This window comes from Rhizobium sp. R711 (genome assembly GCF_002211365.1).
Classification (GTDB): domain Bacteria; phylum Pseudomonadota; class Alphaproteobacteria; order Rhizobiales; family Rhizobiaceae; genus Rhizobium.
Genome location: NZ_LOKZ01000037.1, coordinates 23483 through 47773 on the forward strand (window position 1 = coordinate 23483; position 24291 = coordinate 47773).

Annotated in this window: 25 protein-coding genes; 15 read left to right on the top strand and 10 right to left on the bottom strand. The window is 59.8% G+C overall.

Annotation, left to right across the window (positions count from 1 at the left end; all coding sequences use genetic code 11):
* Window positions 1–61 precede the first annotated feature (61 nt).
* The 11 genes from ATY80_RS25010 to ATY80_RS25060 all read left to right on the top strand — a co-directional run bounded on the left by ATY80_RS25010 (window position 62) and on the right by ATY80_RS25060 (window position 11868).
* Window positions 62–1675: an arylsulfatase gene (locus ATY80_RS25010; protein WP_088694987.1), complete on the top strand. Its 1614-nt coding sequence runs from the start codon at window positions 62–64 to the stop codon at window positions 1673–1675.
* Window positions 1676–1730: 55 nt separating this feature from the next.
* Window positions 1731–2708: a MoxR family ATPase gene (locus ATY80_RS25015; RefSeq protein ID WP_088694988.1), complete on the top strand. Its 978-nt coding sequence runs from the start codon at window positions 1731–1733 to the stop codon at window positions 2706–2708.
* A 10-nt stretch (window positions 2709–2718) separates the two neighbouring features.
* Window positions 2719–3669: a DUF58 domain-containing protein gene (locus ATY80_RS25020; RefSeq protein WP_088694989.1), complete on the top strand. Its 951-nt coding sequence runs from the start codon at window positions 2719–2721 to the stop codon at window positions 3667–3669.
* Between the two features lies 1 nt (window position 3670).
* A complete protein-coding gene (locus ATY80_RS25025) occupies window positions 3671–4186 on the top strand; it encodes a DUF4381 domain-containing protein (RefSeq protein WP_088694990.1) in 516 nt (171 codons plus the stop codon).
* A complete protein-coding gene (locus tag ATY80_RS25030; protein ID WP_088694991.1) occupies window positions 4173–5159 on the top strand; it encodes a VWA domain-containing protein in 987 nt (328 codons plus the stop codon). Before ATY80_RS25025 ends, ATY80_RS25030 begins: the two co-directional genes overlap by 14 nt.
* On the top strand, window positions 5156–6715 hold the full coding sequence (locus ATY80_RS25035) for a VWA domain-containing protein (protein ID WP_088694992.1): 1560 nt from the start codon (window positions 5156–5158) through the stop codon (window positions 6713–6715). Before ATY80_RS25030 ends, ATY80_RS25035 begins: the two co-directional genes overlap by 4 nt.
* Window positions 6712–8025: a BatD family protein gene (locus tag ATY80_RS25040; RefSeq protein WP_141105593.1), complete on the top strand. Its 1314-nt coding sequence runs from the start codon at window positions 6712–6714 to the stop codon at window positions 8023–8025. Before ATY80_RS25035 ends, ATY80_RS25040 begins: the two co-directional genes overlap by 4 nt.
* 115 nt (window positions 8026–8140) lie before the next feature.
* On the top strand, window positions 8141–9115 hold the full coding sequence (locus tag ATY80_RS25045) for a formylglycine-generating enzyme family protein (protein WP_088694994.1): 975 nt from the start codon (window positions 8141–8143) through the stop codon (window positions 9113–9115).
* Window positions 9116–9129: 14 nt separating this feature from the next.
* Entirely contained in the window at window positions 9130–10107 is a 978-nt protein-coding gene (locus ATY80_RS25050; RefSeq protein ID WP_088694995.1) for an HAD family hydrolase, read from the top strand.
* 68 nt (window positions 10108–10175) lie between these two features.
* Window positions 10176–10706, top strand: a complete 531-nt coding sequence (locus ATY80_RS25055; RefSeq protein WP_088694996.1) for a DUF1269 domain-containing protein — start codon at window positions 10176–10178, stop codon at window positions 10704–10706.
* A gap of 151 nt (window positions 10707–10857) precedes the next feature.
* Window positions 10858–11868, top strand: a complete 1011-nt coding sequence (locus ATY80_RS25060) for a DUF4105 domain-containing protein (RefSeq protein ID WP_088694997.1) — start codon at window positions 10858–10860, stop codon at window positions 11866–11868.
* 68 nt (window positions 11869–11936) lie between these two features.
* Here ATY80_RS25060 and ATY80_RS25065 read toward each other — a convergent pair whose 3' ends face one another.
* The 7 genes from ATY80_RS25065 to ATY80_RS25095 form a co-directional block, all read right to left on the bottom strand.
* Window positions 11937–13676: a hypothetical protein gene (locus ATY80_RS25065; RefSeq protein ID WP_088694998.1), complete on the bottom strand. Its 1740-nt coding sequence runs from the start codon at window positions 13674–13676 to the stop codon at window positions 11937–11939.
* A gap of 154 nt (window positions 13677–13830) precedes the next feature.
* Window positions 13831–14112, bottom strand: a complete 282-nt coding sequence (locus tag ATY80_RS25070) for a hypothetical protein (RefSeq protein WP_189637265.1) — start codon at window positions 14110–14112, stop codon at window positions 13831–13833.
* Between the two features lie 241 nt (window positions 14113–14353).
* The gene (locus ATY80_RS25075; RefSeq protein ID WP_088694999.1) at window positions 14354–15556 is read right to left on the bottom strand and encodes an adenylate/guanylate cyclase domain-containing protein; all 1203 of its coding nucleotides are present in this window, start codon (window positions 15554–15556) and stop codon (window positions 14354–14356) included.
* A 145-nt stretch (window positions 15557–15701) separates the two neighbouring features.
* Window positions 15702–16568 (bottom strand): HlyD family secretion protein, encoded by an 867-nt coding sequence (locus ATY80_RS25080; RefSeq protein WP_088695000.1) that lies wholly within the window; start codon window positions 16566–16568, stop codon window positions 15702–15704.
* The gene (locus tag ATY80_RS25085) at window positions 16565–16774 is read right to left on the bottom strand and encodes a DUF1656 domain-containing protein (RefSeq protein ID WP_088695001.1); all 210 of its coding nucleotides are present in this window, start codon (window positions 16772–16774) and stop codon (window positions 16565–16567) included. The genes ATY80_RS25080 and ATY80_RS25085 overlap by 4 nt, the downstream gene beginning before the upstream one ends.
* Window positions 16771–18864, bottom strand: coding sequence for an FUSC family protein (locus ATY80_RS25090; RefSeq protein WP_088695002.1), 2094 nt, complete (start codon window positions 18862–18864; stop codon window positions 16771–16773). Before ATY80_RS25090 ends, ATY80_RS25085 begins: the two co-directional genes overlap by 4 nt.
* On the bottom strand, window positions 18854–19321 hold the full coding sequence (locus tag ATY80_RS25095; RefSeq protein ID WP_088695003.1) for a MarR family transcriptional regulator: 468 nt from the start codon (window positions 19319–19321) through the stop codon (window positions 18854–18856). Before ATY80_RS25095 ends, ATY80_RS25090 begins: the two co-directional genes overlap by 11 nt.
* Before the next feature lie 408 nt (window positions 19322–19729).
* On the opposite strand from ATY80_RS25095, the gene hisC reads away from it, so the two are divergent.
* Both hisC and ATY80_RS25105 read left to right on the top strand, forming a co-directional pair.
* Entirely contained in the window at window positions 19730–20788 is a 1059-nt protein-coding gene (hisC, locus tag ATY80_RS25100) for a histidinol-phosphate transaminase (RefSeq protein WP_088695004.1), read from the top strand.
* 238 nt (window positions 20789–21026) lie between these two features.
* Window positions 21027–21251, top strand: coding sequence for a hypothetical protein (locus tag ATY80_RS25105; RefSeq protein WP_088695005.1), 225 nt, complete (start codon window positions 21027–21029; stop codon window positions 21249–21251).
* Between the two features lie 126 nt (window positions 21252–21377).
* On the opposite strand, the gene ATY80_RS25110 is transcribed toward ATY80_RS25105, so the two are convergent.
* From ATY80_RS25110 to ATY80_RS25120, 3 genes are all read right to left on the bottom strand, one after another.
* Window positions 21378–22220 carry an aspartyl/asparaginyl beta-hydroxylase domain-containing protein gene (locus ATY80_RS25110; RefSeq protein WP_088695006.1) on the bottom strand — a complete coding sequence of 281 codons (843 nt, stop codon included), beginning with the start codon at window positions 22218–22220 and terminating at the stop codon, window positions 21378–21380.
* Window positions 22221–22373: 153 nt separating this feature from the next.
* A complete protein-coding gene (locus ATY80_RS25115; RefSeq protein ID WP_088695007.1) occupies window positions 22374–22715 on the bottom strand; it encodes an SMR family transporter in 342 nt (113 codons plus the stop codon).
* A gap of 15 nt (window positions 22716–22730) precedes the next feature.
* Window positions 22731–23291: a TetR/AcrR family transcriptional regulator gene (locus ATY80_RS25120; protein WP_088695008.1), complete on the bottom strand. Its 561-nt coding sequence runs from the start codon at window positions 23289–23291 to the stop codon at window positions 22731–22733.
* 146 nt (window positions 23292–23437) lie between these two features.
* Between ATY80_RS25120 and ATY80_RS25125 the strand changes: the two genes are divergently transcribed.
* Both ATY80_RS25125 and ATY80_RS25130 read left to right on the top strand, forming a co-directional pair.
* The gene (locus tag ATY80_RS25125; RefSeq protein WP_088695009.1) at window positions 23438–23827 is read left to right on the top strand and encodes a group II truncated hemoglobin; all 390 of its coding nucleotides are present in this window, start codon (window positions 23438–23440) and stop codon (window positions 23825–23827) included.
* Window positions 23828–23835: 8 nt separating this feature from the next.
* Window positions 23836–24204, top strand: coding sequence for a DUF423 domain-containing protein (locus tag ATY80_RS25130; RefSeq protein WP_088695010.1), 369 nt, complete (start codon window positions 23836–23838; stop codon window positions 24202–24204).
* Window positions 24205–24291 lie beyond the last annotated feature (87 nt).

Consider the following 24291-nt stretch of genomic DNA (forward strand, 5'->3'; position numbering starts at 1 on the left):
ACCTGCCCACAACCAGGAGAGCGTAAATGTCGGATGACCTGAATACACAAGGGGGATCGCAATGAGTGCGTCTCTCTCGAAACGGCTTCGGCATGCCGGTGCGGCGCTTGCCCTTTCGCTGGCCTCTACTTCGCTCAGCTACGGCGCTGCTCATGCACAGCAGGCGGCACCGGCTCAGAACACGGCAAAACCGAACATCCTGGTCATCTTCGGAGACGACATCGGCCAGACGAACATCAGCGCCTATACGATGGGGGTCATGGGCTACAAAACGCCCAACATTGACCGGATCGCCAAGGAAGGTATGCTGTTTACCGACTACTACGCCGAAAACAGCTGCACCGCCGGCCGCTCGACATTCATCACAGGCCAGGTTTGCCTCCGCACGGGCCTTTGCAAGGTTGGTATCCCCGGTGCGACCGTAGGCCTGCAGGCGCGTGACATTACCATTGCACAGGCGCTGAAGCCGCTCGGTTATGCGACGGGCCAGTTCGGCAAGAACCATCTTGGCGACCGCGACGAGTTCCTGCCCACGAAGCACGGCTTCGACGAGTTCTTCGGCAACCTCTATCACCTAAATGCAGAGGAGGAGCCCGAGCGTCCCTACTACCCAAAGAATGACCAGGCGTTCGTGAAGAGCAACTCGCCGCGCGGCGTCCTGCATTCGTTTGCCGATGGCAGGGTCGACGACACCGGAGCCCTGAACCGCAAGCGCATGGAAACGATCGACGACGAAACGACAGCAGCAGCGATAGACTTCATCCAGCGGCAGGCCAAGGAAGGAAAGCCCTTCTTCACCTGGATGAACACGACTCGCATGCACGCCTTTACACACGTGCGCGATTCCATGCAGGGCCAAAGCGGAATGCCCGGCAACGAATATGCGGACGGCATGCTCGAGCATGACGGCGATGTCGGCAAGCTCCTGAAAGCGCTGGACGATCTCAACATCGCCGACAACACGATCGTCGTTTACACGACGGACAACGGTCCCAACCAATGGTCATGGCCCGATGCGGCGACGACCTCCTTCCGAAGCGAGAAGGATACCAACTGGGAAGGCGCATTCCGTGTTCCCGCAATGGTTCGTTGGCCCGGCCACATCAAGGCCGGCGACGTGTCTAACGAAATAATGTCCGGGCTCGACTGGTTCCCGACCCTGCTTGCGGCCGCTGGCGATAACGACATCAAGGAGCGGCTTCTCAATGGCACCAGCATCAACGGCAACCAGTTCAAGGTCCATCTGGATGGCTACAACCAGCTTCCCTATCTGACGGGACAGCAGCCGAAGTCGGGACGCGACGAATTTTACTATTTCAACGATGATGGAGAAGTCGTCGCCTATCGCTATGGCAACTGGAAGATCGTGTTCTGCGAACAGAGGGAGCCGGGCGGCTTCGTCGTATGGGCAAACCCTTTCACCTGCCTGCGTGCACCGAAGGTCTTCAATCTGCGCATGGATCCTTACGAGCGCGCCGATGTCGTCTCCGACCAGTATTACGACTGGTTGGCGAAGAATGCCTATCTCATCCAGTACGGCGTCTGGCGGGTCGCTCCATTCCTGCAGACGTTCAAAGACTACCCTCCCAGCCAGCGTTCGGCGAGCTTCAGTATCGACCAGATGGTCGAGGCCCTGATGCGCTCCATGGACCAAGGCGCCGCGACTGGAAAGTAGCAACAGCCATGAGCGGGCCAGCTCGCGCGGCCCGCTCATCTGTTTAGGGGGAACCATGACTGCACGCGACGATATTCTCGACCTCGGCAAAAGGATCGGGCAGTCAATCATCGGCCAGGAGACGATGGTTGAGCGCTTGCTGCTCGGCCTCCTCGCCAACGGCCACCTCCTGGTCGAGGGCTTGCCGGGGCTTGCCAAGACGCGCGCTATCAAGAACCTGGCGAAAAACCTGGATGCAGAGCCTTCCCGCATCCAGTTCACCCCTGACCTGCTCCCCGCCGACATCACCGGCTCGGAGATCTACTTCAGCGAAGGCGGCAAGGGTGAGTTCAAATTCCAGCGGGGACCGATCTTTGCCAGCCTGATCCTTGCCGACGAAGTCAATCGCGCGCCGGCCAAAGTGCAGTCAGCGCTTCTCGAGGCGATGGAGGAACGGCAGGTGACGGTCGGCGGAAAGAGATACGCCTTGCCGCCTCTCTTCATGGTCATGGCAACGCAAAACCCGATCGAGCAGGAAGGTACCTACCCTCTTCCCGAAGCTCAGCTCGACCGCTTCCTCATGCATGTCGAGGTCGGTTATCCCGATGGAAAGTCCGAGGCGGCCATCATGCGTCTGAACCGGGACGAGGAAAACGCAGCACATAGTGGCACGAAGCCCGCCGAAGACCATAAGCTTAACCCCCAGTCCGTTTTCGACGCCCGCAAGGAGATTGGCGCGGTTACCGTTTCGAGTCCGATCGAGGACTACATCGTCGCACTGGTGCTCGCCACCCGCTATCCTGACAGATACGACAAGGATCTGGCGGAGCTTCTGCAGGTTGGCATCAGCCCGCGCGGCGTGATTGGCCTCGACAAGGTCTCCCGGTCCTATGCATGGTTCAAGGGGCGGGATTACGTGACGCCCGATGACGTCAAGGCAGTCGTGAACGATGTCTTCCGCCATCGTCTCATTCTGTCTTACGAAGCACATGCGTCGAATACGACGCCTGATCAGGTGATCAATCGCATCGTCGAGCTCGTGGCTGTCTCTTGAGGATCGCGCAATGCCGACAAATCCCGATGCAGAAGGCATTCACGTCTCAACCAGCCAGCTGGTAGCTCTGGAAGGTCGCGCCCGCGATCTGAGTTTCGTGCAGAAAGCCAAGAGCCATCGCCTGCTTGCCGGTCGCATGCAGTCTTCCATGCGTGGCCGCGGACTGACATTCGAGGAACTGCGGGACTACCTGCCTGGCGACGACATCCGCACGATCGATTGGCGCGTCACCGCGCGCACGACGAAGCCGGCGGTCCGTGTCTACTCCGAAGAAAAGGAAAGGCCGGCACTGGTCGTCGTCGACCAACGCATCAATATGTTCTTCGGCAGTCGCCGCTCGATGAAATCGGTCACGGCGGCGGAAGCGGCCATACTTTGCGCCTGGCGCATTCTCGGCTCCGGCGACCGTGTCGGGGGCTTTGTCTTTAATGACGAAAGGATCGACGAAATACGCCCACATCGCAGCCGCGAAGCGGTGATCGGCTTTGCCGACCGGATCGCGACTCAGAACGCCAAATTGAGCGCGAGCTATTCCGGCGCACCGTCTCTCGATGCACTCGACACCGTCGTCGAACGCGTCGCCAATATCGCGCATCACGATCATCTCGTGATTATCATCAGCGACTTCGACGGCCACACGACGGCGACCCGCGACCGTTTGCTGCGCCTTTCCGCCCATAACGACGTGATCTGCCTGTTGGTCTATGATCCCTTCATGCTGGAACTGCCGCAATCGGGAAACATCGTCGTCAGCGGCGGCAGCCTCCAGGCTGAGCTGGCGCTGAGGCAAGGCAACGTGCGCCAATCGATAGACCGCTTCGCCCGAGAACGCGGCCGGGAACTGCGCGCCTGGCAGCGTGAACTCGGCCTTCCCATGCTGCCCATCTCCACAGCGGAAGAAACGGCGCCACAGCTCCGCAAATTGCTGGAACAGCCCGCCTGGCGCCAGAGGCGGCGGTGACATGGAACCGGCCGGCACCTCGTTGGACCCGATGACTGAAACAGCGCTGCGTTCGCTGAAGGACATCGCCGTGCCGCCGCCGGTTTCGTGGATGCCTCAGACATGGGGCTGGGCCGTCCTAGCCGCGATCCTGACCCTGATCCTTGCTACAGCGTTTCTGCTCTGGCTTCGCCACTATCGCGCCAATGCCTACCGGCGCGAGGCGTTGACGCTGCTTGCTGGCGTGGAAGCGAAGATCCGCAATCCCGAGACACGGCAGTCCGGCGTTCGTGACCTCGCGATACTCCTAAAGCGTGTCGCTCTTGCCGGCTGGCCTCGCGACGATGTTGCTTCCCTCGCCGGCGCGGCCTGGGTGAAGTTTCTCGAGGTCCACGGTGATCGTGCGACCAGCCGTGCGCTACAAGCCGTGCTTGATGATCTCGAATATCACGCCAGCGAAGGGAGCGGCGCGAATACGGAAACCGAATTGATTGCTGGTGCGCGCAACTGGATCGAGCGTCATCGTGTATCAGCTTGATCATCCATGGCTGCTGGTGTTGCTGCCGCTACCCCTCATAGTCTGGTGGTTGTTGCCTGCCCATCATGAAACCTCGGCATCGGTGCGCTTGCCTTTCTTTGACCAGGTCGCAAGCGCGGTCGGCATCACGCCGACATCGGGCTCGGTGATCGCCCGGCGAAGTTGGCCGCAACTGGTTGCCGAAGCCCTTGCTTGGTGCCTCATCGTGGTCGCCCTCGCCCGCCCGCAATTCGTCGAGCCGCCGATCGAGAAAGTCGAACCCCAGCGTGATCTCATGCTGGCACTCGACCTTTCGCAATCAATGGACACTCGTGACTTTCGTGCTCCGGATGGGACCACACGCCCACGCGTCGACGCGGTTCGCACGGTCGTCGCCGATTTCGTTACCAAGAGACCGGGCGATCGCATTGGCTTGATCGCCTTTGGTGACGCTCCCTACCCACTCGTCCCCTTCACGATGGATCACCGTACTGTTCAGACAATGATTGCCGAAACACTGCCCGGAATGGCGGGGCCTCGGACCGCGCTTGGCGATGCGATTGGCCTTGCAATCAAGATGTTCGAGAAGACCACCGTTCCGGAAAAGGTGCTGATCGTGCTCACCGACGGCAACGACACCGCCAGCAAGATGCCGCCAGCTAAAGCGGCCGACATAGCCAAGCAGAAGGGCGTTGTTATCCATGCAGTCGGGATAGGCGACCCGGCGGCAACCGGTGAAGACAAGCTGGACACTGCGGCCTTGCAAAAGATCGCAAGCGACACAGGTGGCCGCTATTTCTTTGGTGGCGACCAGACGCAGCTTGCGGCGATCTATGACGAACTCGACAAGATCACGCCCGAAGATCAGAAAAACCTGTCCTGGCGGCCACGCATAGAGCTCTTTCACTGGCCGCTCGGTGCGGCGATTACGGTGCTCGCGCTATATTACTGCGCAGCCGCACTTGGCGGACTTCTCCGGAGGTCAGCCGCATGATCGAAGACTTCCACTTCCTTCGCCCCTGGTGGCTTCTGGCACTCCTCCTGCCGATCGGAATCGTGTTGCTTGCTTCGCGGTCGAGCAATCTCCGCAATCGCTGGAGGGATATGATCGCCCCTCATCTTTTGGAGAGGCTGATCGTCGAAGCGTCGGGGCGTACGCGCCTGCACCCTTCGCGGCTGCTTGGAGCAGTCCTCGTCCTGGCAGCCATCGGCGCGGCAGGCCCGACCTGGGAGCGCGAGGCTCCACCCTTCGTCGAAGACACGGCACCCTTGGTTCTTGCCGTCGACCTGTCATCGACTATGGACGCGATCGATCTCACGCCTTCGCGGCTCGAACGTGCCAAGCTGAAGATCAAGGACATCGTTGCTCAGCGGCAGGGTGCCAGAACCGCCGTCATCGCCTACGCCGGATCGGCCCACCTCGTCTTGCCACTGACCGACGATGCGGCGCTTGTCGAGACCTACACCGATGCGCTCGCCACGCGCATCATGCCGGTTTCCGGCAAGGACTCAGCGGCCGCGCTCACCGCAGCGGAACAGACCCTCACAGACGGCGACGCCGCCGGCACCATTGTCTTCATCACCGACGGCGTCGAACAGAACGCCTTCGATGCGTTCAAGCGGAAAACAGACAACGGCGTCCTGATCCTCGGCGTCGGAACTGCGGAAGGCGGTCCCGTGAAAACGCCTGACGGTAGCTTTCTGACTGGAGCCGGCGGCCACCGTGTCTTTGCCAAGCTCGATATCGACGCGCTGAAAGACTTGCACGCACTGACGGGCATTGACGTCGCCACGATCACCGACGACGACACGGACGTCCGTTGGATCACACAGCGGGTGGCCACCAACTTTGCCCAGAAGAAATCAGAGGAAGGCAACCGCTGGAAGGACGCCGGCTGGCTGCTGCTCATGCCGACCGCTGTACTCTTCGCGCTGACCTTTCGGAGAGGATGGGTCGTTCGGCTGGGAGCTGTACTTATTCTGGCGCGGCTTATACTTGCGCCGACATCGTCCCATGCGGCGAATTTCGCCGACATATGGCTGACGCCTGATCAGCAAGGCAGGCTCGCCTTCACGCGCGGGAACTATGACGATGCCGCGTCCCATTTTCGCGACCCGATGTGGCGTGGCGTGGCGCTCTACCGCGCCGGGAAACTTGCCGAGTCAATCGATGCATTCGCCACGGTCGACAGCGCCGAAAGCTGGTACAATCAGGGAAATGCGCTGCTTTTTCTCTCGAAGTTCGAAGAAGCTGTCGCCGCTTACCGGAGGGCGCTCGAGAAACGCAAAGACTGGCCGGAAGCGTCCGCCAATCTTGCGATCGCCGAAACCTTGGTGGCCAGCCAGAAGAAAGACGAACAGGATCAGCCACAAGACCCCAACCAAAAGCCGGACCAGGTCAAATTCGACGACAAGGGAAAGAAGGGCAAGGCCGGACAGGTCGATGTCACCGAACAGACGTCGGAGATGTGGATGAAGAACCTCCAGGTGAGCCCAACAGAGCTGATGGCGCGAAAATTCGCGATCGAGGCTGAGGAGAGGAAGCCGTGAGAGCCGCTTGGGCAGCACTGACTACGGCTTTGATGGCAAGCGCTGCCTTGGCCGCGGAACCCTTTGCCCGCGTGACCATCAACGACAGCGATAGCATCGTGCCGGGTCAACAGGTGCAGGTCACGGTCGACGTCTTTGCGCCGAATTTCTTCACATCGCCACCGCAGTTTCCTCTATTTGACCTTCCGAACGCACTCGTCACGCTTCCGGACGAGCGCGCCCAGAACATGACGGAAACGATCGACGGCGTGCAGTATTCCGGCATCCGCCGTAACTATGCGATTGTTCCCGAGACCGCAGGCACGTACACGCTGCCTCCTGCCACGATCGACTTCAAGTACTCCGATGACGGCAAGTTTGTTCAAGGCACCGCGCAGTTGCCACCGACGCAGTTCACGGCTGTTTCTCCAACCGGCAGCGACAAGACTGCTCTTCCTTTCGCGGTCCGCGACGTTAGCCTGACGCAATCGTTCGATCGCGATCCCGCCAAGCTCAAGGCAGGCGAAGCCCTGGTTAGAACCGTCACCATCTTCGCTGGCAATACGCAGGCAATGATGATCCCGCCGCTGGAGATCGGTCAGGCGCAGGGCCTGCAGACATATTCGCAGTCACCGCAGTTGGCCGATGGTGTCAATCGCGATCAGATAGACGGAAGCTCGCGAACGGAGACGATCACCTACGTTGCGGCGGCGCCCGGCACCTTCCAGCTCCCGTCGATCAGCCTCGAATGGTTTGACACCCTCACCAAGACCACGAAGACCGCATCGCTACCCGCAGTCGATCTGACTGTGGCCGAAGCACAGGCACCGACCGAACGCATTGCGCCGAATGTTCAGGCGAGCGAGGCGGCGGCACCTGCTGCGCGTCAGCGAACCATGCGTATGATCGCGGTCGCCACCCTCTTGATCGCCGTGCTGAGCGCAGTGTTTTTAGCGGGCCGCCGTTGGCTGTCGCCGATCCGGCAATGGTTGACGCAACGGCGGCAAATGCGCGCCGAATCCGAGCCGGAGCGCTTCCGCCGGATGCTGCACGCCGTCAAGCATGAGCCACCGCAGGGCATTTACGCTTCGCTCGACGACTGGTGCCATGCCGTTGGTTACCGGACGGCTTCGGCCTGGGCAGCCGCTAGTGGCGACACCGACCTTTGCTGTCACGTCGAGCAACTCGATCGATTGCTCTACGGTTCCGGCTCATCAGAGGCTACGCTCGATCGGGCAGCACTCGCGGCTGCGATCACGCGAAACAGGCATGCGCGGCAACACGCGCCACGCACGACGCGCGGAAATCTGTTGCCCGAGTTGAATCCATAGGGCTGAGCAGCAGATTTACGCCTAATGTAACGTTTTCTGGAAGGCATGTTACCGTAACGTACTTACGGCTGAAGCAACGCGTGGCGATACTCAGGGCAGGCTTTCGGAGGCGACGATGGCACTGGCATTTGACGCAGAACACCGGCCGCAACGTCAGGGCGACGACCATGACGACCTCGTGTGGATACCTGGCCGGACCTTCGTGATGGGTTCCAACGACCACTATCCCGAAGAGGCCCCGGCTCATCCCGTTACCGTCGACGGCTTCTGGATCGAGGCAACGTCGGTCACGAACCGTAAGTTCCAGGAATTCGTCAAGGCAACCGGCCATGTCACACTGGCCGAGAAAGCCCCAGACCCGAGAGATTACCCCGGCGCCTTGCCGAACATGCTACGGGCGGGATCTCTCGTTTTCACCCCACCGAAAACGGTAAGCGGCACCGACATTACCCAGTGGTGGAAATTCAAGTTCGGCGCCAACTGGCGGCGGCCCTATGGCGGCTTGAGCGATCTCCGCGGCAAGCTGGACCATCCGGTTGTCCATGTCGCCTATTCCGATGCGAAGGCGTATGCCGAATGGGCGGGAATGGACCTGCCGACGGAAGCTGAGTGGGAACTCGCAGCCCGCGGCGGGCTTGACGACACCGAGTTTGCCTGGGGCCACGAACTCATGCCCGAAGGCGTCGCGATGGCCAACACCTGGCAAGGCACGTTCCCGACCCACAGCACGAAAGCGGCCGGCAAGGATCGAACGACGCCCGTGCGTTCGTTTCCGCCGAACGGCTACGGCGCCTATGACATGATCGGCAACGTCTGGGAGTGGACATCGGACTACTGGTCGACCCGCCATCCGGAACCAGCTGCGAAAGCCTGCTGCATCCCAGAGAACCCTCGCGGCGGCGGCAAAGAGGCCAGCTATGATCCCAACCAAGCCAACATTCTTATCCCAAGGCGCGTGCTGAAGGGCGGCTCGCACCTTTGCGCCCCGAACTATTGCCGGCGTTATCGCCCGGCAGCCCGCCACGCTGAGCCGGAAGATACCTCGACCAGCCATGTCGGTTTTCGCTGCATCAAGCGCGTTGCAACCTGATCAGGAGTATCCCGATGTCCCGGTGTGTGCGCGTCTTCCTGCTTTTTCTGCTGCTCCCAGTGAGCGCGTTCGGACAGGAACTTCCCTTGTGGAATGAGGGCAAGTCGAAGCAGGCAATCGTCGACTTCGTCAAGAAGGTGACGACAGAGGGCGGTAGTGACTACGTGGCTCCTGAGGACCGTATCGCCGTCTTCGACAATGACGGAACGCTGTGGACGGAGCAGCCATTCTACTTTCAGCTTGGTTTCATGTTGGATCGGGTCAAGACACTCGCCCCGCAACACCCAGAGTGGAAAGAGAAGGAACCCTTCAAATCGATCCTCGCCGGCGACCTCAAAGGCGTCGCAAAGGGCGGCGAGCGGGGCATCGTTGAGCTTGGAATGGAGACCCACGCAGGAATGACGACCGACGATTTCCGCAAGATCGTCACCGACTGGTTCGCGACGGCGAAACACCCCAAGACCGGAAAGCCCTACAATGAGATGACATTCCTGCCGATGCGCGAACTCCTGGACTACCTGCGCGCAAATGGCTTCAAGACCTTCATTGTCTCCGGCGGCGGCGTCGAGTTCATGCGCCCCATCACGGAGAAGGCATACGGCATTCCGCCCGAACAGGTCGTCGGCAGCACGATCACGACGCAATATGCCCTGGTCGGCGATACGCCGGTTCTGAACCGGCTTCCGAAGATCGATTTCGTCGATGATGGTCCCGGCAAACCGGTAGGGATCAACAAGTTCATCGGCAGACGCCCGGTCTTTGCTGCCGGCAATTCGGATGGAGACTACGAAATGCTGCGCTGGGTGATGGCCGGTCAGGGGCCTCATTTCGCAATGATCGTTCATCATACCGATGCAGATCGGGAATACGCATACGATCGCAAATCCGACTTCGGAAGGCTCGACAAGGCACTTGATGAGGCCATTGCGCGCAACTGGCTGCTCGTCGACATGAAAGCTGACTGGAAGAAGATCTACGCGTTCGATCAATAGTCCCGGCTGGCACAGTTCTGCCCGCCGTCATGCTCCATATGCTCGCTGTCAAACGAAAGGAACAGACAATGTCGGAACTCGTTGTTATCGGCTTCGATGCCATGGATGAAGCAGACAAGGTGCTGCTGAAATTGAACAGCCTGAAGAAGGAATACCTCGTCGATCTCGAAGATGCAGTCGTGGTGGTCCGAGACGAGGCCGGCAAGGTCCACCTCAAGCAGAGCCTCAACCTGACAGCAATCGGTGCCACGTCAGGCCTGTTGTCCGGTTCCCTCTGGGGCGGTCTCGTCGGCCTGCTTTTCCTCAATCCGCTCGCGGGATTTGCGATCGGCGGCCTCGTCGGTGCAGGCACCGGCGCGATCTCCGGCTCGCTTGCCGACTACGGCATCGACGACGACTTCATCAAGTCTCTTGGTGGGACGATACCGAATTCCTCCTCCGCTCTCTTCGTCCTCGTGCGCAAGGCGCAACCGGAGAAGGTTCTGGCCGAGCTCCAGGGGCTGCGTGGCCGCGTCCTGAAAACGTCGCTGGCGCCTGATCAGGAAGAGCGGTTGCGCAAGGCGCTCTCGGACAATCCGAGCGAAGCCGCATCCGCATAATTCGACGGGCGGCCCCGCTCGCACCGCTGGTGTGATCCGGGGCCGCCGTTGAAGCGAACGTCCATGTTTCTGATGGTTTGCGGTTCCTGCGAGACCGCGCGGTATTGCCCCTTCCGATTGGCAGGCAGGCGCGTTCGCAAAGGGCGAAACAATGGCAACCATTTTCACTGCGGCGAAGCCTCGGAAGTGGCGAATTCTCGCACTTGTTGCTCGCTTCGTCTTCCGGCTAGCCGTTGTCGCCTTCGCGGGATGGTTTGCGCTCGCCGCATTCTATCAGGCCCCTTCTGCATGGAAATGGCCGACCATCGCTGCCGGCTTTCTCGTCGGACTCATGGCCATTCTGATTGTCAGACGGCGACCGCTGCTTGCCGGTGTACTTCTGTTGGCGGCAATGTTCCCCGTTTCCTACTGGTGGAGCAGCATCAAGCCGAGCAACGATCGGGAATGGGCGGTCGACGTTGCCCACGGTGTCACCGCAACAATAGCGGGCGACCAAATCACCCTCCACAACGTCCGCAACTTTCAATGGCGGACAACTGAGGACTTCGATCCAATTTGGCAAACCGGGCAATATGACCTCGCCTCACTCCAGTCGGTCGATCTGTTGAACTCCGTCTGGAGCAATCCCGCGATTGCCCATACCCTTGTCAGCTTCGGTTTTGCAGATGGTAGACACGTCGTATTCTCGGCCGAGATCCGAAAGGAGCAAGGCGAGGCATTCTCGGAGATCGGCGGCTTCTTCAAAGAGTTCGAACTGGTGCTAATTGCTGCCGAAGAAAGCGACATCGTCCGCCTGCGCACCAACACCCGCCGGGAAAGTGTGTCGCTCTATCCGCTCCGGGTCTCTCCTCAGATCGCACGCGCCCTCTTCCTGTCCTACCTAGAGAAGGCCAACGCGCTTGCGGCTCAGCCGGAATTTTACCAAACGATCACAGCAAACTGCACGACAATCGTCTTCAAGCTCGCTCGGCTGATCAATCCCGGCATCCCGCTAGATTGGCGCATCATCGTATCCGGTTACCTGCCGGACTATCTCTACGACCACGGACTGATCCGTACCGACCTCCCCCTCGACCAGGTCAGGAAACAAGCCGAGATCAGCAGCCGGGCACAAGCCGCCCCAACATCGAACGACTACTCGAAGATAATTCGAACTCCTTAGACGGTCGCTAGGGCGCGTTGCAGCGAAGCCGAAGGGGCTCCGGCGCAAAACATCCGCGACGAAGACACCTAAAACGCAGTAGCCTCGCCCTCAACCTTGAAGCGGGCGCCCGCTTTCGCAAGCCCTTCCTCAATCGATGCGGAAAACACCGGCTGATACCGTCGCTGCGCCATTCTCTCGCCGAAGGTCGTCTCGAAATCTGGCGCGAGTTGCCGGAGTTCGGCTAGCCGCGGCGCGGCTCCATCCGACCCAAGCTGTGCCAGTGCTGCCACACGCAGGACGCCGATCAGGAAAGCGCTATCGCTCGTCTGCTCAGCAAGCAGCGAGGCCTCCGACCAATCTCTTCGCCGGTAAGCGTCGAGCGCGAGCACGAGAACCGCGTCGCGCGGGACGACATCAACCGACTTGCCGGCATCCCGAGCCAAAGAAACGCCCGCATCGAAATAGCCAGACGAGAACAGGACAAGGGCAAGCTTTGCTGCCACATCGGGGTTGTTGGGATTGAGCGCCAGCGCGCGGTTGCCTTCGGCGAGTGCCGCGTCAATCCGCCCACTGTAGAATTGTGCCAACATCAATGCGATATGAGCCCGATCGGAGAGCGGCGCTAAAGAAACGGCCCGGCCAGCAAGTTCAAGCGCACGCGCCATCTTGCTGTCGTCGGCAGCTTCCGCCTGTTCCGCCGCCAGCACCGTTGCGAGCGCTGCCGTTGCGTCGGCATCATAACTGTTAGCCGCGATCGTTCGCTCGAGGCAACTGATCGTCTGCCCGATGCCCGATGCCCCGCCGCCGTCGAGCTCGTACTCGGCCCGAAGGACGCATGCGTTGCCAAGCGAGCGCTCGGCCGCATTGTGGGTTTCGATATTGTTGATCACGCCGCGTATCGTAGCAAAGCGGCGTGCAAGCTGCGCAACCAGTTCACCGCGTACCGCCGCAGCCGTTTGCCCGGTGGCATCGACCCTTTCAAGGCCGGATTTCAGAAGGTCGCCCGTCTCGGTGTCGACGATCTGCCACCAAATGCTGCGATCGTGGCCATCACCATAGTACTTCATATCGATCGCATAGGTGTTCGATTTTGCCGGGCGAAGCACCGAGGCAAGCGGTCTTTCGCGCCGCGGAACCTGTGAAACCGTCAAAGTCTGGAATTGCGTCAGGGCGGTCAACAGCATGTCCCGCGTAACAGAGGCCTCACCGCGCAACGCCTCGTCCATGGCGGCCAGGGTGATGACAACGGTCGGCTTGGCGGTCATGATCGGGCGTGACGCGTAGACGGCGACACCGCCCGCCACCGCCGCAATCATCAGCAGCCCCAGGGTTGCCACCGCCAGCCACGACCAGCTTGGGGCAGTGGAAACAACGGTTGGGGAAACCTGAGCAGAAACGACATCTATAGGGTCTACGTCGACCACTGCGGAATGCTCTTCCGCATCGACGTGCGGGAAATTTCCCGGCGGCAGCGTGAAAACGGCGACATAGCGCCCCCTCGGCAGTTGAACCGTGACGCCACCCTCCGTGCCGAAGGCCTCGTAGTACTGGCTAAGCGAAGATCGCAGCCGGCTCAGTTCGATGCGGACGATAGGATCGAGCGAGGGATCGAAATTGCTTTGCCGCCCGAGCACATCGACGGCGATGGAATAGGCTTTCACGCCCTCCGCGCAACCGGCGAATTGCTGTTCCACGATATATCTGAGAATGCTCCGGCTTCGTTCGGTAGCTCTAAACCGCTCGTCGGCGAGCAGACGCTCCAGCTCTGCAAGGGCTTCTGGGCACGGGACTTCTTGACCCACGCCATACTGTTCTTCAGCTCTCATCACTGCCGCCCCGCCCCTGCTACGCAATGCTCAATGCCAAGTAGAACAGATGGGGCTGTTGCGCAGAAAACAAGAGGTTGCAATATGAAATGCTAACAAAACCGAAACGTGATAGGGGCTGGCCTATCCACTGGTCCTAATCCGGCACGCCGCCTCAGTGTTCAAGGCAGTACTTCGTCACATCTGCCTCGATCTCCGCGCAGACGATTTCGTACTCATGGAGCATCGCACGGTTCCCATCTCCGGCAGCACTTCTCAACCGGTCAAGAGTGGAACTCGCATCTTCATAGGCTTCGCAAAGACTGCGAAGGGATTCCGACTTCTCCCCGATCGAGTGAAGTCGTCCACGCACGGCGGGCAGCTTCAGCATTAGGCGACGCAGTCCTCGGCGCTCAGCGTCTGTGGACGTTCTTACCTCGTCGTTTTCCTTGCCCATGAAGACCACCCCGGGTTCGGTCGGCTTCGTCGGAGGCATGTTATCGACGAGGCTGTTCGATGGAAGTACGCAACGGTAACAAACGCGTATCAATCGACGCCGCCGGCTCTTGTTACGTCGGCATTAGCGCGTTGCGCATCCGCACAAATGAGCTGAGGTGCAGAAGGAGCCGCTTGTCCAGTCGAAACGCCAAAACTCGCCGGAAACGAAACACAGATGTTCGCGGCGCAACCGGGCGCGGCTAGATGGCCGGTGTGAAGAGTTCCTGCGCGCGATTGACACCGCGCAGTACGTGGAGACCGATCGAATGCAGGCTGTCCATCTGTGATGGCGGGATGATCGCCGCAAAACTCGCCGACATCAGCAAACGGCTCTGCAGCGACCGGCAGAGGGAGACGATGCGGCTAACCTCGTTGACGGCTGGCCCGATGACCGTGAAATCAAGGCGGTCTTCACTGCCTATGTTGCCGTAGAAGACGTCGCCGAGATGAAGCCCGAGATAGACGTCGGTCACCGGCCCGCCCTCGATGCGCCGTTGCGCATTGAGATCGAGCAGGCGCTTGTCGAGCAGCGACCGCGCCTTCAGCGCCGCAGAACAGGCCTCGCTGGGCCGCCTGCCCTTGAATATCGCCAGCGTGCCGTCGCCCATCAGCTTAAGTACCTCGCCTCCGGCCTGCTGGACCGACGAGATCACTGCATCGGCATAGTCGTTGAGCATCGGAATGATCTCTTCCGGATCGACCGTATCCGATATATGCGTGAAATTGGCGAGGTCGGAAAACCAGAGGGCCGCCGAGATACGGTCGCTTTGACCGCGGCCGATCTTGCCGTGCAATACCTGATTGGCAGCATCCTGCCCCAGGTAGACCTTGGCAATCGTGCCGGCCACACCGCTGATCGTCACGCATTTAACAGCCAGCGCCAGACAGGGAAGCAGATCGCGCAGTACGGCAATGTCACTTTCAGAGAAGCCTCCCGTCGACCGGGTGGCGAAGTGAGAGAAGAAGCAGTCGATGTCTCCGATCGTTCCACGGTCTCCGAACCGGTGCGCCATGGCGATGAAGTCCGTGAAATCAGCGGCCTTCAGATCATCGAGCAGATAGAACTCGGTCGGATCGCCCTCGGTCAGATTTCTGCGGACCTCTCCAGACCCCGTTGTTTCCAAGTGATGGAAGGCGGAGCGAAGCCAGTTGTCAGCGATCACGCCAGGATCGGAGAAGCCGTATTCCGAGACCCGTTCGATCGGCTCCCTGCTGTCCCAGCGGAACGCTCGGCGTTCATAGATCGGGTGCAGAGTATCCATGACGGCAACGGAGCGCTCGATCGGAAGTCCGATCGCGCGACACCGTTCGCAAAACCCGGCGAGGAGGTCCGCTTCCGCCACGCCCTTCAGTCCGCTCTGCATCAGCCAGGCGGTGATTTCTATGACGTGGCGGTTGTCCACGGCGGTCTCCTAGAACCGGGGTGTCCATTTGTTTTTCTCGAGCCGAGCACCTTCGCCGTGCCACAGCTCCCTTCACCCGGTCATCGATGGACGCCCAGACCGGTGAACTTACAGTTTGCGAAAGCGGCTCTCGGAGGCGCGCCGATCACTTGACGATGGTGACGCTTGCCGTGCGACCGGCGACCAGCGCCGTATCGTCTGGCAGAGTATCGAGCGCCACCCGCACGGGAACGCGCTGAGCAAGCCGAACCCACGTGAATGTGGGCGTTACGTTGGCGAGCTGTGCGCTGGTATCGCTTCGCTCCCGGTCTTCGATGCCACCAGCAACGCCGTCGACATGCCCCTTCAGAGGTGTCTTGCTCCCCATCAGATAGACGAGCGCGGGATCACCGGCCTTGATGCGGTCCAGCTTGTTCTCTTCGAAATAGCCCGCGACATAATAGGAATCGCTGTCGATCAACGCGGTAACGGCGGTGCCCGCCGTCACATAGTTTCCCGGCTGCATCGAGAAGTTCGTCAGCACGCCGTTGACTGGCGCGCGCACCACTGAGCGGTCCAGATTAAGTTGCGCGGTGTCGCGGCTGATCAGTGCCTGGTTATAGGCGGCTTCGCCCTGTTGAACGGTCGTTTCGGCCTGCTGGATCTTCTGCCGCGTTACCGAGCTCTCGCCGAGTTTGCGATAGAGCTCGACATCACTTCTTGCCATGCCGAGCGCCGCCTTGCTGCTCTCCATTTGGGCTTCGGCTTGGCGCAGGGCAAGTGTGAAGCGCGCCTGATCGATGCGGAAGATCACGTCGCCCTTGTGGACAGCCTGATTGTCCTTGGCATCGACCGCACTGACGATCCCGGAGACATCGGCCGCAAGTCGCACCACGTCGGCGCGGACCTTGCCGTCCCGCGTCCAGGGCTCGTCCATGTAATAGTCCCACAGATGCCAGCCGAGCACTCCCGCCAAGGCAACCATGACGCCGGTGAGCAAGAAGCGACCGGAATGAGCGAGAAGCGATTTCATAATGACACCTTATTCAAAGACAGCGCGATTGCGCCAAGCAGGCAGAAGTACATGGCCGTATCGAAAAGCGGTCGATGCCAGACCAGCCGGTAGAAGCCGACAGACGCCAGCACGCGCCGCAGGATGGCGTTGAGGAGGTAAGCGACGAGCGCGATTGCGCCGAGCGTCGGGATGAAGATCCCGTAAATGTCGATATCAGGCCTCATGCGGCATATTCCTTTGCGGTTCGTCCTCTCGCGCCAGCGGCAGCGACTACAGGGAGGGAGGCTGCATCGGGGTAGAGGGTGTATCTGAGCGCGGTCATGGAGCGGCGCGCGCCTTCGATCGCCGAAGACTTGCCGGCCTCGACCAGTGCCGCGAGCGACTGGTCCAGCGTCTTGAGCAGGTTTTCGTCAGGCTGCGCGTCCCGGCTCCTCTGCTTCTGCTGATAGTGGGCCGCGATACCAGACAGCACGTTCTCGATCGGTTCGCGTTTGTCGCGTGACACCAACTGCTTGTGGCGCTGGAGATCCAGCGTGTTGAGGCCGTTGCGCAGGTCGCGCAGAATGTCGGTCTGTGCGACCGCGGATTCGGCCGGGATCATCGCCAGGCGCGGAGCGACCAAACCAAGCCGGTCGACCATGCGATATAGCAACTTCGTGAAGTCGACCTCCTCAGGTCGGCACGCCGCAGCGACGATATCCGTCCAGCCGGACCGGAGCAGGCGGTAGGCCGTCCACTCAGCCCCAACAGAGCGAACGAGAACTGTCGTTCCGCAGGCAATCACCATTCCGATGATCATGGCCGCATTCGAATTGACGAAAGAGGCGAGATCGAGATTCAGGCGGTCCTGCAGCGTCAGCATGTTCGGCAGGTTCACGCAGAAACCCATTCCATAGAGAGCAAGAGCCGGCCTGGTCATCAGCAACCCGGCCGGCACGAGCATCAACCCGAGTGCGGCGGCGAGTTCGACATAGTTGTGAATCAGCGGCATCAGACCGTATTCGAAGACGAAGGCTGCAATGACGGTCACGATCGCCACATTGACGAACCTGATCATCATCGGTGCGGGATCGTCCATCGACGAAAAGATGCAGCAGAGCACGCCAGCCATCATCGCAGCCGCGCTGCCCTGAGGCCAACCGGTATAGATCCAGAGAGCTGTCGCGATGAATGTCGCCAGCATTACGGACAGGCCGGAGTGAATGGCCATTCCGTAATCCTTGTGGATCGGAGCCCGGTCGAAGGACGTGCCGAAACGGCGCCAACGAAGATCATGATGAGACCCGGATTCTATGTCCTGGCGGAGGCTGAGACAGTCTCCCCAGATTTGCACGAGATCGCGGATGCGCGCTGTGAAGTTATGGGCCAGCAGACCGTTCCACTCCTGTTGCTCGCGCCCCTCCTCCTCGGCCTTCGCCATCAGGGCAAGGAGCTGTTGGCGCTTCTCCTCGGCAAGAGGCGCACCACTTTCGAGCAGCGTTGTGACTTCGCTTGCCAGCGCGGTGATCGCAGGTGTGAGTTTGCCAGCTGTCGCCTTGTCGAGCGCGTGCAGTACGTCGGCTAGGCCGGAAACGATCGGCAGCATCGCAACCATGCGCTGTTGCAATATTCTGGTGCGGCCGACGATGTCGCGCAGCGCCGAGGTATCGTAGGCGACGTGGGTGGTGAAGCTGTGGAGATCGACCGCATCGGCGGCGAGCCGGCGGGCCGCCGCCAGGAGCGAAGGATCGCGTCCCCTGCCCTTCAGCGTGCCAGTCGCAAGCTCGGCGCCATCACCTAGCCACGCATTGATGCGCGCCGCCAGAACCGGCCCGGCGTGTCGAGGAAAGAAGATACGATTGACAATCGCCGCGCAGATAATGCCAAGCGCGATTTCAACGACACGGGCCGTTGCATAGGTAAAAGCCGTATCCGGGTTTGCGACGATCGGGAACCCGGTCAGCGCAGTGGTATATCCGGCCAGCATGAAGCTGTAGCTGCGTGGCGTCCGGTCGAGCAGGCTGACACCAAGGCAAAAGGCCATCCACAGCGCGATCGCAAGCGTCAGCATTTCAGGCGAATTGACGAGGTTGGGGATCAGGATCACCGTAACCGTACCGCCGAGTGCGGTGCCAATTAGTCGGTAGAGCGCCTTCGACGTGCTCGCACCCGATAGCGGATGGGCCACGATGTAAACCGTGCCGACCGCCCAGTATGGGTTTGTCAGGTCGAAGCAAAGCGCAAGACCAAGCGCCAGCATTGCGGCGGCGAAGGTCTTGATGGAAAAAACGACGTCCCCCAGGCTGGGATCGGTCGCATTCTTGCTACTCGTCATTTTCCTGTATTCCGGATAGGGCCGCGGTTTTCGCCGCGATGGCGCGCAGGACCTCCAGGGCGGCCTCGACCTGTTCGGGATCAAGGTCGCCTAGGATCTGTGCTCGCAGCTCCGCCGCACAACTTTCGGCGCGCTCGGCGACCGCTGTGCCTCCTCCGGTGAGTTGCACCAACTTGATGCGCCGGTCCGTTTCATCGGGGACCCGGCAGATCAAGCCGTCATTTTCCAAACTGTCGAGAACCCGCACGAGCGTCGGCCCTTCAACACCGACCCTTTCAGCCAGAACACCCTGCGGTATCCTGTCGCCATGTCGAAGCAGCGCAATCAATGGCGCAGCGCTGGCGTCCGACAGGTTGTGCTCGGTCAGGACGGCATTCAACGCCCGACGCCACCCGCGCCCACAGACCATAAGCAGCGGTGCGAACTCAGCCCAAGTTTGTTTCAGATTCATTGGCATGAAATTAGATAATATCCTATCGATTAGAATGCAATGATGTTTTGCCGGAACGCGGGATTATGGTTTGCTGATCGCTTTCGTGACCGATCACCTCCCCTTCGTTGTCGTAGGCACTTTCCCTTTGGACCACCGTGGAAGCCCATTGAGGAAGCAAAAATTGCCGTAGGTCGTGATAGCTCAGAGAAACGCCGAGCATCCCGTTGAAGACCCCATGCGTCGACACGCACCGGAGCATCAGCAGCGCCCGGACCGCTTGCAAAATAGGGCTGCTCTAGCGGGAGCCACCTACCGAAAATATCTTCGTTGCGCTGGTTGCCGCCGGCCACCGATTTTGCGACGGTGCGAAATCAGCGGCTAAAGGGCTGCTTTAATTGCGGTATTTGCGACAGCATCGAATTGGAAGTTATAATGAGCCGTTTTTGGAGTCCGCTTGTTCATTGTTTGACGCCTTACGTTGCGGGCGAGCAACCGACAATCAGCGGATTGGTCAAACTAAACACCAACGAAAATCCCTACGGCACATCGCCACGCGCCATCGCAGCGATCTCAGAAGCGGCAAACGATACTCTCCGGCTCTATCCGGACCCGACAGGCTTACGGTTGCGCGAGGTGATCGCCGCCCGCTATGACCTCGATCCGAACGAGGTTTTCGTTGGAAACGGCTCCGACGAGGTTCTGGCGCATACTTTCCATGCTCTCCTCAATCATGAACAGCCGCTGCTTTTTCCCGACATAACCTACAGCTTCTATCCAACCTATTGCCGCTTGTACGGAATACGCTCTCGTCGAGTTCCCCTTGATGAGAACATGCAGGTTCGGATTGCGGACTACCAGCAATCCTGCGGAGCAATCATCCTGCCGAATCCCAACGCACCGACAGGCGTGGCGCGGCCGCTCGCTGAAATAGAGACCCTGATCGGAGAGCATCCTGATCAAGTGGTCGTTATCGATGAGGCATATGTGGATTTCGGCGGTGAAAGTGCGATCCCGCTCGTAAGGGAGTATCCGAATCTTCTTGTTGTCCAGACTTTCTCAAAATCGCGGGGTCTCGCCGGACTCCGCGTTGGCTTTGCGACCGGACAACGACCGCTGATCGAAGCACTGGAAAGGGTCAAGGATAGTTTCAACTCCTACCCACTGGACAGGCTCGCCTTGGCGGGAGCAATTGCGTCCTGGGAAGACGAAGACTGGTTTCAGCAGCACCGCGATTTGATTGTGGCGAGCCGGGAGCGTTTGACCATCGCTCTGCGAGCGCTTGGTTTTGACGTTCTCCGATCCTCCGCCAATTTTCTGTTTGCACGGCATCTGGAAAGATCCGGTGCGGAACTGGCGACAGGATTACGGGACAAAGCGATCCTGGTGCGGCATTTTCCGACGGAACGGATAGAAAACTATCTTCGTATAAGCATCGGGACCGATGCTGAGTGCGATAAGCTTTTGGCAGCTTTCCAACAGATACTGAGCTAAGGACAGCCGGGCGAAATTTTGCTCATTCGAGCGCAAAACTCCATTCAGCGTTCTTTAACGAAAACGGCACATATTAGCAGTGCTGGAAGTACCATATTAGTGCATGCGCGGCCGCCATTTCCTTTTTGATGCAACCGCGGCGGCCGCGTCTTAACCGACCTCATGCGCTTAACCATACCGGCTAACCACTAAATTAGCATCCAATTGAAAATACGGCGGATTGTGGCACCTTGCTGCCATGTCGAACATCAATTCTCCGAAATACAGCGCCGAAGACATGGGACGCTCGCGGGAATGCGAAGCCGTCTGCAAAACGGCAATCACCGATGTTGTCCGTCGCGCGGTAGCGGCGGGATGGCGGGAAGAGGAAATCGCTCTTCATCTCGCGGATGCTGCGGAAAACTATGTCATGTATCTGGCCACCAAAGCGAAACGCAAGGTGATGGCGGCCAACAACAACTGAGTAACCTTCGACCGCAGGCGCGATTCACTTCCATCGGCGTTGGCTCAGAACTTGACCATTTTGCGTTATCTGACGACAAAAGCCCCGCGCTAACGGAGCCTCTCTATTGGTTGCGCGATCGGGTGTTCAATTCTGCGGCCTGTTTCTGAAGGCCTCCGCTTCCGCGTAGAACTTCTTTTCCCATTCCTTGTGGTTATCCAACCCTTCACGAATGAATGGTGTAAACACCGCAAGGTTCATCAGCGCCCAGTTGACGATGCGAGCCGGGAACTTCAACGGCTTCACGAAATCGACGAAGAGCACCACGCGCGTCTTAGCGGTGTGGTTCCAGGCCTCGTGCTCGTAAGCATCGTCGAAAATCAGAACCTTACCTTCTTGCCAGTGGCAGATCTGATCCTTGACCCGGATGGCCAGCTTGTCCGCGGGCTCAGGCACGATCATGCCAAGATGGAGGCGAAGCACGCCGTTGTAAGGTCCACGATGAGCCGGCAGGTGCTTGCCGGGCTCGAAAATCGAGAACATGGCGGTTTTCAATCCAGGTATCTTTTGCACCGCCTCCCAGGTTTGCGGGCACGCTTTAATGTTCTGTTCCGATTTCACACCGAAACCGACAAGGAAGAAGGTCTTCCAGCCGCTATCGTTGGAAATTGTCTTCACGTCGGTCGAGATATCCTGGAATGTCGGCAGTTCGCTCTGCCGCACAAGCACACGGTCCAGTTCTGAACGGATCTGCGGCCACGCCTTCTCTATCTCAGAGGCCCATGGGAATGTTGCGTTATCATAAACCGGCGGATTGCCTAGCTTGGCGTACTTGAAATTCAGCCTTTCCGCCCACGCAACGACCCCCATGAAAAAGCGCGTGATCGCGCTCGCTCGATCCATCGGCGCGATGCCGGCGGTGTTGAAGGACTGGCCTCCCGTTGCGGATGGATTTTCAGAAAGGCCTACGTCGGCGGTACCGTCAGTCATGGGTTGTCCAATGCGTAGAATAAGCCGTGAAAAACTCAGGAGGATATGGATATGGCAGCATTTTTTCACAAGCCTGCGCGGAAGCGGTCAAATGTCGCGTCGACATCCGCGGGATCGCAGCGGCTCAAGGTGGTTAGCAAGATGCGCCCCAAATCAATGGGAAATGGATTTCGAGAAAACGTTAACCACCAGCACGCCGGCGATGATCAGCCCGAGCCCGATGATGGCAGGCGCATCAAGCCGCTGCTTGAAATAGACGAGGCCGACGGCAGAAATCAGCACGATCCCGAGCGCGCTCCAGATCGCATAGGCGATGCCCACAGGAATGATCTTTAGCGTCATCGACAGACAATAGAATGCGGCAGCGTAGCAGACAACCACAACAACCGCCGGCCCGACGCGGGTGAACTGCTGCGACAACTGCAGCGCCGTCGTGCCGATTACCTCAAGCGCGATCGCAGCAAAAAGCAGCGCGTAGACGGCGGCGGGAGCCATAGCGGGAGTCCTACTCTACTTGTTGGTCAGTTCGACGAGACGTGCAATCAGCGCAGACCGATCGCCGCCGTTATCATGGCTGCCGAGCATGTCGGCAAGCCAGAGGCCATCGGCCGCAAACCGAACGATCTGCGCATCGACGGACGAATCCGTACCGATATATTCCTCCGTCCGCTCCTGCACCCATGCGCGCCAGCGCTGACGAAGCCGTGGCTCCGCGAGCAGCGCCACGGTGATCTGCGCCCAATGGGCGGCTTCGTCGGGGCTTTCCCTGAGATCGGCGACGGCATGCAGATAGGCGCGGCTGAAGCGACCATGCGGCACGGCGTCTTCACGCATGCGCTCATCGATATCGGCGTCGAAGCGATCCAGGAGGCTTTCGAAAAGGGCATCCAAGAGCGCATTCTTCGTCGGGAAGTGGTGCAACAGTCCACCCTTACTAACCCCTGATGCGCCGGACACGGCATCCAGTGTCACAGCCGCGATACCTTGCTCCATCGTCAGCCGAGCGGCTACGTCCAGCAATTGCTGGCGTACGATGAGAGGCTGCTTACGGCGATGATGAGCGAGTGACATGGCGATAAAAGATACCGTCCAGACGGTTTTGTCAAGGGATTTGTGAGCGGCAGGCAGACGACGGGCGAATTGCCGCGGAGCGTTCCAGGCGGTTGCAGTCCCGTTCCTCGCGGTGCATTAAGAGTTCGATTTCGAGGAATGGAACCGTGACGGAAAAAGTCATTACGCTTTATGAGGCAATTGGCCGCGATGCGGTCGTGCGTGCGCTGACGCGCCGCTTCTATGAGCTGATGGAGACGCTGCCAGAGGCAAGGCACGTTCGCGCCGTCCACCCGCCGACGCTGGAAGACAGCGAGGAGAAATTTTACGAATACTTGACCGGCTATCTCGGCGGCCCGCCGCTTTACACCGACAAGCGCGGCCATCCGCGCCTCAGAAGCCGGCATTTCGTTGCCGAGATCGGCCCTGTGGAGCGCGAGGAGTGGCTGCTCTGTTTCCGTCGGGCACTTGAGGAAACCATCGCCAATCCGAAGCTGCGCGAGATCATTCTCCCGCCCATCGAGCGGCTCGCATATCACATGCAGAACAAGGAATAGAACCAACCATGACGCTGAACGCGCGTATTGCGCCGCTATTCTATCTGGTTGCCGGCCTGTTCGGTTTTGCCGGCGTGGCGCTGGCTGCAGCCGCGGCGCATGGTGGTGGCGACGCGCACCTGGTTGCTTCCGCCTCGGCAATGTGCCTGGCGCACGCCCCCGCCCTGCTTGCTCTTGCCATCGGCGCTGAAAAACTCCGGACCGCATGGCTCGCCGGCATTCTTATAGGCGTCGGCACAATTCTGTTTGCCGGTGATCTCGTCGCCTTGCGCTATGCGGGTTCCGGATTGTTTCCGACGGCCGCGCCCACCGGCGGATTTGCCATAATGTTCGGCTGGCTAGCGATTGCTGCGGGCGCTTTCGTCCGCCCACGCTGATCGACCAGTTGAAGAGTGTGCGTCCAGACCGCTGTAGATTGCCATGCGGGTCATGGACATAGAACTCTTTGCCCTACGGCCGGCCGT